Annotated in this window: 10 protein-coding genes; 6 read left to right on the top strand and 4 right to left on the bottom strand. The window is 35.1% G+C overall.

Features of this window, described 5'->3' with window-relative positions; translation table 11 throughout:
- Positions 1-72 precede the first annotated feature (72 nt).
- The 3 genes from ACKTTZ_RS24020 to ACKTTZ_RS24010 form a co-directional block, all read right to left on the bottom strand.
- Complete coding sequence (locus tag ACKTTZ_RS24020; RefSeq protein ID WP_034699577.1) at positions 73-444, bottom strand: four helix bundle protein; 372 nt, start codon at positions 442-444, stop codon at positions 73-75.
- A gap of 135 nt (positions 445-579) precedes the next feature.
- Positions 580-1,659 carry a DNA replication/repair protein RecF gene (gene recF, locus ACKTTZ_RS24015; RefSeq protein ID WP_407846797.1) on the bottom strand — a complete coding sequence of 360 codons (1,080 nt, stop codon included), beginning with the start codon at positions 1,657-1,659 and terminating at the stop codon, positions 580-582.
- 3 nt (positions 1,660-1,662) lie between these two features.
- On the bottom strand, positions 1,663-2,418 hold the full coding sequence (locus tag ACKTTZ_RS24010) for a hypothetical protein (RefSeq protein ID WP_034699593.1): 756 nt from the start codon (positions 2,416-2,418) through the stop codon (positions 1,663-1,665).
- Between the two features lie 18 nt (positions 2,419-2,436).
- Between ACKTTZ_RS24010 and ACKTTZ_RS24005 the strand changes: the two genes are divergently transcribed.
- The 3 genes from ACKTTZ_RS24005 to ACKTTZ_RS23995 all read left to right on the top strand — a co-directional run bounded on the left by ACKTTZ_RS24005 (position 2,437) and on the right by ACKTTZ_RS23995 (position 9,552).
- Positions 2,437-8,352, top strand: a complete 5,916-nt coding sequence (locus tag ACKTTZ_RS24005) for an alpha-2-macroglobulin family protein (RefSeq protein ID WP_407846796.1) — start codon at positions 2,437-2,439, stop codon at positions 8,350-8,352.
- A gap of 156 nt (positions 8,353-8,508) precedes the next feature.
- On the top strand, positions 8,509-8,997 hold the full coding sequence (gene eco / locus ACKTTZ_RS24000; protein ID WP_079242249.1) for a serine protease inhibitor ecotin: 489 nt from the start codon (positions 8,509-8,511) through the stop codon (positions 8,995-8,997).
- 354 nt (positions 8,998-9,351) lie between these two features.
- Positions 9,352-9,552: a hypothetical protein gene (locus ACKTTZ_RS23995; RefSeq protein ID WP_407846795.1), complete on the top strand. Its 201-nt coding sequence runs from the start codon at positions 9,352-9,354 to the stop codon at positions 9,550-9,552.
- A gap of 25 nt (positions 9,553-9,577) precedes the next feature.
- Here the strand turns inward: ACKTTZ_RS23995 and ACKTTZ_RS23990 are convergent, their stop codons facing one another.
- A complete protein-coding gene (locus ACKTTZ_RS23990; RefSeq protein ID WP_407846794.1) occupies positions 9,578-10,615 on the bottom strand; it encodes a hypothetical protein in 1,038 nt (345 codons plus the stop codon).
- Positions 10,616-11,232: 617 nt separating this feature from the next.
- Here ACKTTZ_RS23990 and ACKTTZ_RS23985 point away from each other — a divergent pair.
- The 3 genes from ACKTTZ_RS23985 (at position 11,233) to ACKTTZ_RS23975 (ending at position 14,892) form a co-directional block, all read left to right on the top strand.
- Positions 11,233-12,651: a TolC family protein gene (locus tag ACKTTZ_RS23985; RefSeq protein ID WP_407846793.1), complete on the top strand. Its 1,419-nt coding sequence runs from the start codon at positions 11,233-11,235 to the stop codon at positions 12,649-12,651.
- Between the two features lie 11 nt (positions 12,652-12,662).
- A complete protein-coding gene (locus tag ACKTTZ_RS23980) occupies positions 12,663-13,619 on the top strand; it encodes an HlyD family secretion protein (RefSeq protein WP_034699607.1) in 957 nt (318 codons plus the stop codon).
- Positions 13,620-13,686: 67 nt separating this feature from the next.
- Positions 13,687-14,892 carry an ABC transporter permease gene (locus ACKTTZ_RS23975; protein ID WP_034699609.1) on the top strand — a complete coding sequence of 402 codons (1,206 nt, stop codon included), beginning with the start codon at positions 13,687-13,689 and terminating at the stop codon, positions 14,890-14,892.
- The last annotated feature ends 36 nt before the right edge of the window (positions 14,893-14,928 follow it).

Genomic DNA, 14,928 nt, shown 5'->3' with positions numbered 1-14,928 from the left:
ATTGGGGTTCGGGGTTCGGGATGCGTGATTTCGGTTTCGGGTTTTTATTTGGTTTGTGATTATTAATTATTGTTATTCCTTTTTATTCCAATTTTCTATGACCCATTTTTTATAGATGTTGATCTTTCCTCCTAATGTGTTGTATTCATTTCTTAATGTCTCAAATTCTGAGGAAAAATTAGGGTATAATATGATAATTTTTTCCAGATGATTAATTGTTTCATCATTACTTGCATGGCTGTAAATCAGGAAGCGAATGTAATCATTTTTATAAGTTGATCTTCCATAGCCTTCAACAATATTTGTAATGACTGAGTCTGAAGATCTTCTTAATTGACTACCCAGTTCGAACAGTTCGTATTTAGGAAGAAGATGAGACGCTTTGTGGGTTTTTAGAAATAAATCAAAAGCTTTTTTATAAATGTCCAGATTTCTATAACTCATATCATTTGTGTTTTAGGATCTTAAGGTAAGACAAAAAACAGTTCGATGATAAAGAATATTAGTTTTTTACTTTTTATCTAGACCTACACTTAGTTACCCGCATTTTACCTCGTACCTCGCATCCCGAACCTCTTACTAAACTTCAAAAATTATACTTTCCTCATTAATCTTTTTCACTACACTTTCAGTTCTTTCCCTATGGGTATCGGTAATGAAAATCTGTCCAAAACTTTCTTTGTTGACAAGTTCAATCAATTGGGAAACTCTGGTATCATCAAGCTTATCAAAAATATCATCAAGCAATAGGATAGGCGTCTTTTTGGTGAGTTCTTTTACAAGACTCATCTGAGCCAGTTTTAAAGAAATCAGGAAAGATTTCTGTTGTCCCTGCGATCCGATTTTCTTGATTAATACATCATCCATTTCAAAAAGAAGATCATCTTTATGAATTCCTTTTGACGTGTAAGTAAGCATTCGGTCTCTCTCAAGGTTTTCTTTTAAAAGATTTTCAAAAGAATCTTCCAGCAAATGAGATTCGTAAATCACTGATACGGTTTCTTTTCCACCGGAAATAATTTGGTAGAAATTCTGAACAATCGGATTGAGTTGCTCTACAAACTCTTTTCTTTTCTTAAAGATTTTCGTTCCAAATCTGGTGATAGGCTCATCATAAATTTCCAGAGAATCTTTGTCCCAGGTTCTGTTCTTGGCAAAATATTTCAGTAACGCATTTCGCTGTTGAATGGTTTTCTGATATTGGATGAGGTCAAAAAGATATTCGGAATCCGTTTGAGAGATCATCGCATCCAAAAATTTACGTCTGCTTTCTCCGGAATCCGAAATAAGATTAGAATCGTAAGGTGAAATCATAACACTTGGCAGGTATCCAATATGATCTGCAAGCCTGTCGTAGCTTTTATCATTCTTCTTGATCACCTTTTTAGCTTCTTTAGGCTGAGTGATTCTGATGATATCTTCACTATCTTCATTCTGAATTTCAGCATCAATGGTAAAAAAGTCTTCCTCTTGTTTAATATTGTTAAGGTCCGTATTTCCCAGAAAGCTTTTTCCTACTGATAAATAATGCAAAGCATCCAGAATATTGGTCTTTCCCACGCCATTATTTCCCACGAAACAGTTGATCTGCGGGGAAAATTCAAATTTTTTCTCGGAATGGTTTTTGAAATTGTAGAGGGAAAGCTTCTTGATAATCATTCGTCAAAAATACTCCATTATTACTAAAAATAAAAAAGGAAGTGCCGAACAAGTTTCCACCCCGAATGAGAAATAAGCGTCATCTCTTTTATTATCAGAGAAGTAGATGAGAATATAAGTTACAATGCTGGCCATAAAAAAAGATATGGCGTAAGATAATTCAAGATAGAAGATTCCAATGATATTACTGATGAAAACAAGTGCGTAGGCAATATATTTAGTGTTTTCTACCCCTATCAGCATAGGAAAAGTCTTTACAGTATCACTGTTCATATCCCGGATATCAAAGGGAAGTACAAGTGCAGTGATAAAGAAAAAGCTGATCAGAAAAATAGGTATGCTGAATTCAGGAAGGGTAAGCCAGCAGTTGACCAATGCCCACACTAATCCTACGTAGAAGACTTTCAGTAAAGGAATTTTTCGGATATAAACATCGAGAAAAAAACTGTTGTAGAGCAATCCCAGCACGACAATGATAAACCATTTCAGAAGTCTTATTTCATTATGATTATGAATGATTAAAAAAGCACAGATGATTCCTGCAATGGCGTTGATGATCAATATTTTAAAAAAATACCTGGTATATTGATATTTAGTATACAGATAACCACTGAAATAAGTGATGAAAATAAGTGCAAAAGTAGGGAAACGGAATGTGTTTTGCTCTTTCATGAAAAATACTGCAAAAAGAGTTCCCATAAGAGAGACATAAATCTGGCTGTCTATGACGGTTTTTTTCAGTATTTTTAAGATGTTCATTTATCAAAATTAATATATATGAAAAGATTTTCCAAGATTTTTCTGCTTTTGCTTGTAATGCTAAGCTTTTCAACGGTATCCGCACAGAAATATTACGATACCCAATGGAAAAAAGTGGCTGATAACAGTGTGAAAGGAGCTTATAAATCTAATCTTCCCATTATTTTAGACATACAAAAACAAGCCATGAAAGAAAATAATGCCTTCGAGCTGATCCGCTCTCTGAAAGCGGAATTCAGTATTGTAAACCAAACCGTTGACGATGATCAGAATGATGCTGCTTCTCAGTTTTTCAAAAAAATTAAAGATGCAGAAGGTAAAATAAACGGAGACGGAAAGCTGGTGTACAAAGTTTTAATGAATGGCTTTTTCATGGATTATTACAACCAGAACTCATGGAAAATAAACGGAAGAACCAATATCAATTCACAGGATGTTTCACAGATTGAAACCTGGAGTAAACTTGATTTCAAAAATTATCTGACGAAAAACTTCCAGGAACTTGATAAAGAAAAACCTGAAATGAAAAAGATCTCTCTGGAAAAGTATAAAGATATCTTTTCAGAAGCAGGTGACCTTGTTTATTTCCCGAAATTATCGGATTGGTATGCAGTGAAGAAAATAGCGTTTTTATCTGAAAACAATATTTTCACCAAAAATGAATTGACCGAAAATCATACAACAATCAATGCAATTTATGATGAACTGATCGAACAGAATACAGGGAATCCCAAACTGTATTTCATGAAAGAAAAGCTTACGGAAAACTGTAACTTCAATCATTGTAAGGATAAACTTCAACAGCTTCAGAATCTTTTGAAATCGAATATAGAAGGAGATTATAAAGTGATGATTATGGGAGATGTGATGGATGAACTTACTAATCAGAAGAAGCCTAAAGAAGCTCTTGCATTAGCGGCACAAGCTAAAAGTGAATACCCAAAATCTCTTTTTCTGGAGAATATTAAAAGCAAAGAAGCACAGATTGTCAATCCGTATCTGACTTTAAAATATGAAGCACAGACGCAGAATAATCTGCCGATTCACTTTGTAGCACAGTATCAGAACGTATCAGAATTTACTCTGAATATTTATGAAGTGAAAGACGATTTTACTTCGTTAATTCGATATGTTCAGGATTCTTATTCCGATACTTTTAACAAACTAAAAAAGAATCTGGTAAGGAAGGAAACATTCCAGCTTCCGGATCCTAAAGATTATCAGAGTCACAAAACTTCTTTGGAGGTAAAACCGCTTCCTTCGGGAGTGTATGTTGCTGAATTTACAGTTGCTGGAGCGGATATGAAAGATACAGACTCCAGACAGAATTTATATTTTCTGGTTTCAGGAAACAGAATCATTTATCAGAATAAAACGGATAGAAGTCCTCTTTCCGATGAGTTGAAACTCGTAAATAGCGAGAATGGTAAACCTTTAGCCAATGAAGGTCTTCGATCTTATGAATTTGTTTCCAATAAAACATTAACTAAAATTGAGGGAACAACCAATGCCAGCGGAGTATTTAAGCTTCCTGCTACAGATAGCAAAGAATATTACAGAACATTCCTGATCCAACAGCCTAAAACAAATGATTTCCAGATCATGCAGGTGTACGGAAACAGAGGTTATGCTGAAGATTATAATCCTAATAAACAAACCCGTTCAACAGCACAGATTTTTATCGATAGAGGAATTTACCGTCCCGGACAGACTGTTTATTTCAAGGTGATCAACACCAGAATCAATAAGGAAGTTGAAACTGTTCTTTCAGGATTAAAACAAAAAATCACGTTATTGAACATCAATAGCGAAGAGGTTTCTTCACAGGATTTTACTACCAATGAATTCGGTTCTTATCATGGGAGTTTCATTCTTCCAAAAGGAAAACTGAATGGTAATTTTTACCTGAGAATAGAAGGGGAAAGTGCTGGATATAAAAATTTCAGGGTAGAAGAATACAAAAGACCGAAATTTGAAGTAACCTTTGATCCGGTAAAAGAAGAGTATAAGTATGGCCAGACTATTGATTTGAAAGGAAAAGCTGTGATGTTCTCGGGAGTTCCGCTGAGCAATACTACAGTGAATTATGAAATCAAAAAACAAAATATCAGATGGAGATATTTCAACTGGTATCCACAGAATGATGATAATGAAAATTCAATTTTAGGCGAAGCAAAAACCAATGAAAAAGGAGAGTTTACCATTCATCTGGAACTTAAAAAAGATGAAAAGCTGGAAGGGATACAAATTGATAATTATGCCATCAATGCTTCTGTTACAGATATCAATGGAGAAACGCAGACTGCCGATACTCAATTAAAAGTAGCGTCGGTTTCTCATTATATTCAGGCAGAAAACATCAGCAATATTTTTACAGATGAAAATGTGAAACTGAAGGTAGAAACCAAGAATTATAATGATCAGAATCTTAAAAAGTCATATCAGGTTAAGCTATCAAAACTAGCTGCTCCGGATAGGATTTTCAGAGAAAATTTCAAGTCTGATGTTCAGAATCTGCCTAAATATTCAAAAGAAGAATTCATAAGCAAGTTCCCACACGATCTTTTTGATAAAAATGACGAGATCAAGAACTGGAAAACAGAAAAAGTATTGGTTGAAAGGCAACAGCAACCATCCGCTGATAATGCTCAGCTTTCAACTAACTTAGACTTAGGAAAATTGGAAACAGGAGATTATGAACTTGAACTTTTCAATATAGAAGAAAAAGACACCATCAAAACTTCACAGTATTTCAGTGTTTGGGATAAAACAGCTTTAAAACCAACTCAGAAAACATTCCTTACGGTTATTGCTCCGAAAGAAGAATTATCAAGAGGAGAAAAAGCAAAAGTGTATATTTACTCCGCTGTTCCTGATGCTTTAATCAATGTTTTTGTGCAGGACGGATCTGGAAAAACCATTTCAGAAGTTCATCAGTTGAAAAATGGAATATTAGAATATACGGCTGAAATTCCTAAAGATAAAAGTGTCTCAGATCTGAATCTTCAGTTTCAGCTGGTGGCATTTAATGATGTGAATACAGAATCTGTTTCCTTAAAAATAAAGGATACAGAAAAACCTTTAAAAATTGAAACGGTAACCTTCAGAGATAAACTTGAACCTAATGCTAAAGAAAAATGGACGGTAAAAGTAACCGGAAATGACAAGGAAAAGATCAATGCAGAGGTATTAGCGAATATGTATGATATGTCTTTGGATCAGTTTGCTAAAAACACGTACAGCTGGAGAAAACTATATACGCCATTTGTAATTGTTACTTCTTATGGAATCAGAAATTATCTTCAGCAGCAAAACTATCAGAAGAGACTAAGATATTTCGAAGACAGATATATAACTGTTCCTCAGTTTAATTGGTTTGATGGGAATTATTATTCAATTTCAAGGGAAACTATAGTAGGATTTAGCAATCAGGAAGGAGTGAAAGCTCCGGCTTATGCATCTCCTCCGTCACCAATTGCAGGTGCAAAATTTAAAACCGCAAGAGCTGCCGTTGCAGAAGATAGAATTGAGGTGATACAGAATACTGTTCCTGGACCTTTAAAAGCCCCGAACATGGATGCAGGAAAAGGAGCTGCAAATGAAGAAGCCTTGGATAAAGTAGCTGTACGTCAAAACCTGAATGAAACGGCATTTTTCTATCCGGATCTGAAAACAGATGCAGAAGGGAATGTAAGTTTCGAATTCACTTCTCCGGAAGCACTGACAAAATGGAAACTGATGTTCCTTGCCCACACTCAGGATGCAAGAGCGGCTACCTTGGAAAAAGAAGTGGTAACACAGAAAGAATTCTCAGTAACGCCAAACTATCCGAGATTCCTGAGAGAAGGTGATGAACTGAATCTGCAGTCGAAACTGTCAAACCTTACAGATAAAAAACTGAGTGGTTCTGCGGAATTACAGATTTTAGATGCCTTCACCAATGAAAATATTTCTTCGAAATTCGGAATCACTTCAGGGATACAAAACTTCAGCTTAAATGAAAACGGAAGCAATGCATTAACATGGAAGTTGAAAGTTCCGGACAATGTTTCCTCAATTATCTTCAAAGTGGTTGCGAAAGCTGGAGCTTATTCCGATGGAGAGCAACAGGCTGTAGCGGTATTGCCTAACAGAATGCTGGTAACAGATGCTGTTCCGGTTTTTGTCAAAGAAGGAGAAACCAAAACATTTGTACTGGATAATCTTAAAAATAATACATCTACAACAGCTTCTAATGTTTCCAATACGTTAGAACTGACAACCAATCCGATCTGGGAGATCATGTTTGCACTTCCAGGTCTGAAAAACGATCAGAACAATTCTGCGGATGTTATCTTTAATAAATGGTTTGCAGACGTGCTGGCCTCAGAAATTTTCAAAGCCAACCCGAAAATGAAAACAGTTTTTGAAGAATATCAGAACAAAGGATTATTGAACTCAAATCTTGAGAAAAATCAGGAGTTGAAGCAGTTGTTATTGGAAGAAACTCCGTGGGTATTGGAAAGTAAAAATGAAGGCGAGCAAATGCAGAAATTAGCATTGCTATTTGACGTTAATACAATGAAAAATTCTATCAATCAGGATTGGGATGATTTCAAAAAACTACAGAATCCTGATGGCGGATTCTCATGGTATCCTGGTTACCCAAGTTCTTACGGAACGTCATTGTATATCCTTAAAAACTTAGGAAAAATCAATTCCTGGTTAAAAGATAATGTGAAAGATTATCAAGATGCAGATCAAAAAGTACTTGTTGCTAAATTGATCCAGTATGTAGATAATGAGGTGAATAAATATTTTGATGCGAAAAAAGGAAATGTCTGGAATAACTGGACAATGGATTATCTTGATACCAGAAACTACTGGGAAAAACAATATCCATTGAAAGGAAAAGGAGCTACCTTGAAAACATTGGTGAAACAAAAGGCAAAGACAGCTAAAATCACCGACTTTACATTCTTCGGACTTCATCGTGCTGCATTATTAATGAACGATTATGGTCTGAAAGATGTGTCTGCTAAGTTGATGACTTATCTTAAGGAAACTTCTACAGATACCAAAACTCAGGGTGTCTATTGGAAACAAAATCTGAATGATTGGGGATGGTTTGGCTCAAAAGTAGTCAATCATGCCGGAGCATTGGAAGCTTTCAATACGTTACAATCTAACGACCAAAACTTTATTGAAGACATGAAAATCTGGTTGGTAACTCAGAAGGAAGTTAACTCATGGGGAAGCTCAAGAGGAACAGCTGAGGTGATCTTTACGATTTTGAATTCAGGAAAATCATGGACGGGAGCAGAAAGTGATAAAGCAACGATTGTTTGGGGTGGAAAAGAATTAACTCCTCAGACACAAGCTACAGGCTACGTGAAGTCGACAGTGAAACCAGAAGCTATAGATAAAAACTTAGCCACTGTAACTGTAACGAAACCTGGTCCTGGAATTGTTCAGGGAGGATTGTTCTGGCAATATTATGAAGATCTTGATAAAATCAAATCTTCAGAAAACTATATTTCTGTAACGAAAGAGCTTTATAAAAAAGTGAAAACTGTAAACGGGGAGGAACTTCAGAAAATCTCTTCTGAAACTCCGTTGAAAGTAGGAGATAAAGTAACCGTAAGAATGATTCTGAACACAGACAGAGCCATGGAGTTTATTCATATTAAAGATATGCGTGCAGCAGGATTTGAGCCTGTAGATGTATTATCCGGATATCAATGGAAAAATAATCTGGGATATTATCAGTCAACCAAAGATGCCTCTACCAATTTCTATATTCAATATATGCCGAAAGGAAAATATGTATTTGAATACGATGTGGTCTCCAATGCATCAGGAAAATTCTCCAACGGAATTACAACGATGCAGAATTATTACGCACCACAGATGAATGCGCATACAAAAGGAAGTAATGTAACAATTTCAGAGTAACTGATCAACATAGAAAACTGTAGTAAATTTTTTACTGCAGTTTTTTATTTCCGGATTTTTAATAAAAATAGAATTAAATCGAAAAATCAAACAATTGTTTAATTTTGGAATGATTTTTGGAATTAAGATAGTAGCAATTAAAAAAATTATTAAAAGATGAAATTTTCTAAAACTTTAATCACAGGATTAGTATTAATGGCTGGAGTAAATGCTTTTGCACAAAAAAAAGCAGAGAAGTTTGAAAAACTACAGATTGAAATGTTCCCAAAAGCAAAAGAAGGATATAAGCAAGTATATATTCAGCTTCCCGTAGCAAAAAATGAAAACGATTTGAAAGTTGAACTTTTTGTAGGAGCTGAAAAAATGTTAGACTGTAACAACTATTTCCTGATGGGAGAAATGAAAACTCAGGATCTTCAGGGATGGGGATACAACTATTATGAAGTAGAATCTAAAGGGGAAACAGCAGGAACACTGATGGGCTGTCTGGATAAAAAACAGACTAAAAAGTTTGTGACTTTAAAACCTGAAATTGTAAGATATAACAGTAAACTTCCATTGGTATTCTACGTACCGAAAGATATTGAAGTTCGTTACAGAATTTTACGTCCTGATGCTGGCATGAAAAAAGCAGTTCAAAAATAAATCAGCTTATTATAATTATACAGAAAACTCCTCACAGCGATGTGGGGAGTTTTCGTTTATAATTGAATATTATTCTCGCAGATTTTGCTGATTGAGCAGATTATTCATTCCCCAAGCCTATCCACTCTGTTTGTCATTCCGGAGGAATCCAGCTTTCCAAAATTTAAAATATAAAGAGAATAAGTCCAATTTTATTCAATAGAAATGGGCTTTAGCCCATTTAATTAAATGATTTAGATTCCTTTAGCCTAAACTTACACTCAATTTTACAGAGAGTAGATTATTTATTACACTCTGTTTCTTGTTCCGCAGGAATCCCGCTTCCAAAATTCAGAATCAAAATAAAAAAAGAAGATGATAATGTATCCATTTCTCAATGGCTTTAAGTTTTGGCTAAAGCCGTTGAAAATTTTGTTCTTATTAAACGGACTAAAGTCCGTCGCTATTGAATATGATCTCTCGCAGATTTTGTTGATTGAGCAGACTATTCATTCCCCAAGCCTATCCACTCTGTTTGTCATTCCTCAGGCATCCAGCTTTCCAAAAGTAGGATAGAGATAATATGATAAAAAATGATTTGTCATGTCATCCAATGATTAATTACTTTAATATTCCAACCTTCAGGAATTCTTGTTATAACATAAGTTTCACCTCTAGAAACCCCATTATGGATTAAAATGTAAGTATCTTTTTTATCATCACATGTGAAAAGTTTGCTATAAAAATGAGCATATATATTGTTAAAGCTTTGTTGGATGTATTTGGAAAACTCTTTTGAAGTAAGAAAAATTATTTTTTTACCTAAAGTATCTGTTCTTCTTAGATTTTCGTCATTCGTTACAATAACATTATATTGTAGCATATCAATGAAGCTCTTTTTATTATTTGAAGTAGAGTTATATCTTTCCATCTGTGAAGCAAAGTCTTCTTTAAATGTTTTTAAATTCACAATAAACTCAATGGTTAATGGATCAGGATTATCAATGAGATCGTATTCTCCATATAAAGCGGCTAATAATGCTTTTGTAAAATCATTGTCTATCGTTTTGTATTTTGGATTATTGTCCTCAGAGTCCGGAACTCCATCGTTATCGGTATCTTTTGATAAAGGATCGGTAAAAAGTTCCATTTTTTCTTCAAGATCATTAAGCCCATCATCATCAGAATCTTTCATGATCTCATTAATATTAATAATAACCAGTGCATTTCTTCTTAGTACCTCATATTCAGCTTCACCATGTGGAAAAGTGAGCGGTCTTGTCATTCTCACAATGTCTGCTTCAATCTGTAAATGATGGCTGTCTTTCCACAATGAAAATTGAGAATTGTTTTTAAAAAAATAATTATTATTCTTTTCCATTCCAGTATAATAATTGTTCCAGGTCTTTCCATTGTCCACTGAAATTCTCAGATAGTATTTCGCATTAAAAGAAGAATCATTCTGATAAAGTATAGCAATGATGTTATTAAACCGACCCGTTTTAACGATTAAAGGCCACGGAATATTTCCATATTGTTTGGCAAATTCTGTATTTCTAATAGAGTCTCTTAGTTTATAATGTCCTAAGAGGCTATCGGGGGCTGCGTTACTTTCTGCGGAAGCCATTTTTGTTTCCAAAGAATCTATTATACTTTCAGATTTTGAAAATTTTTTTAAATATTGAATAGATATGAACTTAAAAGGACGTTTAAGTGCTTGTTTTCTGGTTATTTTATAATTATAAGAATATGGGTTATTTAAACTATGCTTGGCCTTTTTTAAAGCTTCACACTTGCAGACCTCCTGATCTTGTGCCATGGAAAAAATGGAGAGTAAAAAGAAGAATATGATGAGAATTTGTTTCAAAATATAATTTTTTTGTTAAATAGAATATTGTGATTTAAGATGAAGGAATGTTTTTATTCTCAAAATTTATCCACCCAGTTTGTCATTCCGCAGGAATCCAAATTTCAAAATCAAGAATAAAAATATTTAGCTGTTTTTAAGATTAAATGTCATTTTACCCCTTTCTTTCCTCAAAAAAATAAAACAAAAAGAGTGTGATAAAAGTAGAGTTAAATGTTTTTTCAAAGTTTTTTCGTTTTTAATTAACATTTAAACGCTTTGCCCAAAACTTTATTTTGTAGGGTTTTAAACTTAAACATATTTTAAACTTACTTTAAATTCACTGTATTGTAGAATTATCTTTAAGGATTTTAACAATTTTTGCATTATATTTGTTATAAACATAAACCATGAAAAACAATTTATTGATTTTTACGTTTAGTTTTTTTGCTTTCCCTGCTTTTGGCTGGGCACAGTCTGCGCCAGATTTTAAAGAACTTCTGGATAGTGCTATGGTTCGGGATTCGAACCTCAAAATGCAGATTACCCAAAACAAACTTACCGATCTTGACGAACACAAACTCAAAGATATCTTTCTTCCAACTTTGGAACTAAGTGGTAAAGCCGGCTATCTCAACGGAACAGCAAGACTGACGTCACCAGAATTCAATCTGGCTCCCTTTATCAATATTCCTGAAGGGACTTTCAACAATAATTTCAATGTATCCGGATTTTCAGGTATTGCCAAGGCAGATGCCAAGATGCTTCTGTATTCAGGAGGAAAGGTAAAGTACATGAAAAAAGCGGTAGAAGAAAAGAAAAAGTCTGAAGATATCCTTCTGGAGAAAACAAAAGATGAGGTGATTGCTACTATTTCTAAAGCATATGACCAGCTAGCTCTCATTCATCAGTCTAAAAAGGTTCTGGATGAAAGTAAAAAAAGACTTGATATTAATCGAAAAACAGCCGATAAAGCACTTGGTTATGGTTTAATAACGCCTTACGATCATAAGAAAATTGAACTTGCCCAAGCTACTTTAGATGCCAAAATGGTAGAATATGAAGGGAAAAAAGAACTGCTTCTTACCCAGCTTTATATTTTGACAGGGATTCAAAGAGACAGGCTCAGAATGATTGATCCTGTATTATCTCCTGTAGAATTGCTGGCTGCAGAAAAAGGAATAGAGCAAAGAGCAGAAATCCGTGCACTGGAACATGGGATCAGTGCTGCAGACTATAAAATAAAAGCAGAAAAAACGTGGATGATTCCTAAAGTACAGCTGATGGCTTCTGCCTATTATATTGGTTTGTACGGGAACAGAATAAAGTCTTCGGAAAATGTAATCCCGGCAGTTCCCATACTTGGATATGAAGGGAAAAAGCTGGACTGGAGACCCAATAATATCAACGTATTTCCATTGATAACCGCAGGCGTAGGTTTTAAATGGGAAATTTTCGATGGTAAAGATGGAAAACATGCTGAAGAAACGGCTAAAGTTGGAAAAGAAGTATTACAGAACCAGAAAGAAGATGCGCTGAAAAAACTGACCTTGAATCTGGCTAATAATCAAACCAATTATGATATAGCTTCTGCACAGATCACCTTGAAAGCCAAAGAAAAAGAACTGGCAAAAAATGCACTCGTACAGGCAGAAAAAGAATTCAGATACGGAATGAGCAAATCTTCACAGCTTATTGATGCAGAAAATGATCTTGAAGCTTCAGAACTGGAATATCAGAATGCCATTTTCAACCAGAGAAGAGCGGGAATAGAACTGATGAGGTCTACCCAGGAGCTGGATATCACCAAATTTTATTTAATCCCTTAAAAATTTAAATGATGCATAAAAATATATCTATACTCTTCGCTGCTCTGTTTTTCTTGGGGAGCTGTGACAAAAAAAATGAAAAAATCAAAGAACCTGAAGGAAAAACCAAAAAAGATGTCATCTCTTTTGCTCCTAAAGTTACCGGAAGGATTCTCAAAATATATGTTTCTGAAGGTCAGACTGTGAAAAAAGGAGATACGCTGGCTCAGCTTGACGTCCCTGAAGTTTCTGCAAAAATTGCACAGGCACAAGGTGCGGTAAGTGCTGCTTCAGCTCAGGAACAAATGGCCAAAAATGGAGCGACACCCGATCAGCTAAAACAACTTCAGGCCAAATATAAAGGATTGAAAGAACAATATGAATTTGCCCAGAAATCTTATAAAAGAGCCAACAATATGTTTCGCGACAGCTTAATGTCTCCACAGGCTCATGACGAAATCTATGCAAAATTACAAGGCGCAAAAGCTCAGTATGATGCTGTAGTGGCAGAATTGGATGATGTAAACAGAGGAACTCGTTTCGAAAAAATAGAAATGGCGGCAGGGCAGGCATCACAAGCTAAAGGAGCTTTGCAGGAAGCTAATGTAGCCTATTCCGAAAGATATATCATTGCTACCAACGATATGGAAATTGAGACCATCAGCTTAAATACGGGTGAATTGGCAACCGCTGGTTTCGCACTGTTCAACGGGTATATTCCGGAGAGTACGTATTTCAGATTTACCATCCCGGAAAGTGCTATTTCAAAATACAAAAAAGGGCAGGAGGTAACCATGCAGGTGGTGTATAACAAAGAAAACCTGACAGGAAATATCGTATACATTAAGCAGTTGACAAAGTATGCTGATATTACCACGGCTTATCCTGATTACCAGTTACAGGATGCGATCTATGAGATTAAAGTAAAGCCTAAAGACATGAATAAGGCTAAAAGTATTCTGGTCAATGCGAATGTAATCCTGAAATAAATTGAAATAGGACAGATGAAGTTTCAATGGAATTTCATTTTGTTCTTCAACATATAAAAATATACAGATGAAAGAATTTTTCCGTCTTTTGAAACGTGAGTTCAAACTTTTTATCGGCAATTCTACCTTAAGGACGGTGTTCTTTTTGGCACCGGTCTTCTATGCTACCTTGCTGGGGTTTGTCTACAAAAGCGGAAAAGTTGAAAATACTCCTGTTTTGGTTGTAGATAGAGACAATACGCCTTTATCCAACCAACTGACGGAAATGCTGGATGATAATAAAAGCATCAAAATTATCAGATATCTGCAGGAACCTTTAAGTATCAAAGATGAGGTGATCCGGCATGAGGCTGCGGCTGTCGTAATTATTCCATCAAGATTTGAAGGAGATATGCTTCAGAAAAAATACCCGGAGCTCAATGTTTATATCAATACTGGGAACGTTTTAACAGCTAATTTCGCATCCAAAGCGCTTCAGCTGACCATAGGAACATTTTCTGCCGGAGCTTCCATCAAAGCTCTTCAGAAAGCAGGAATGCCCGCTGCAAAAGCTGCAACACAATATGAACCTTTCAAAGCCAATTATATTACCCTTTTCAATACTACCGGAAACTATCTGATCTTTATGTGGCCGGCAATGCTGGCAGTGGTATTGCAACAGGTAATCTTATTAGCAATGGCGGTAAGTTTTGCTGCCGAATTTGAAAGAGGATCTTTTGTAAAAGAATATCTCAAAATGAAAAAATGGGCTTTCCCAACCATGTTGATAAAAGTGATTCCAATCTGGGTGTTTTCTATTCTCATTGTAGGTATTTATTACTTTATGCATATGATTTTCAGGGTTCCGATGCCGGAAGGAATTCTTAATTTTATCCTCCTCACAGCCGTTTTTGTGGGGTCAGCTTCATTTCTGGGAGTATTCATCAGTATTCTGATTCCGGATGCTTTAAAAGCGACACAAATCCTGATGGTAATTGCTTCACCGGCATTCATTATCAGTGGATTTACATGGCCTTTGAGCGCAATGCCTGCTTTCGTACAGTTTATTGCGAATATTATTCCTTTGACTCCTTTCTTACAGGCTTTCAAAATTTTATTAATTCAAAAGGGTTCGGTAGAACTTACATTCCCATATCTGAAACATCTAAGTATCCTTTTAGTAATATATGCTATTATCGGCTGGATTGCTTTAAAGATCAAACTTTGGTTTATTTTCAAAAAATCCACGCCACAGGAAATTGAGGTTGAGAATACTTCTGAGGAGATTGAGTAGTTTGTTATGGATGGTTAATTTGTTTATTAGTTCCCT

The sequence above is a fragment of the Chryseobacterium sp. KCF3-3 genome, from assembly GCF_045865955.1.
Lineage (GTDB): Bacteria > Bacteroidota > Bacteroidia > Flavobacteriales > Weeksellaceae > Chryseobacterium.
The sequence above is the reverse complement of the archived record's forward strand: the minus strand, read 5'-3'. Positions and strand labels throughout refer to the sequence as shown.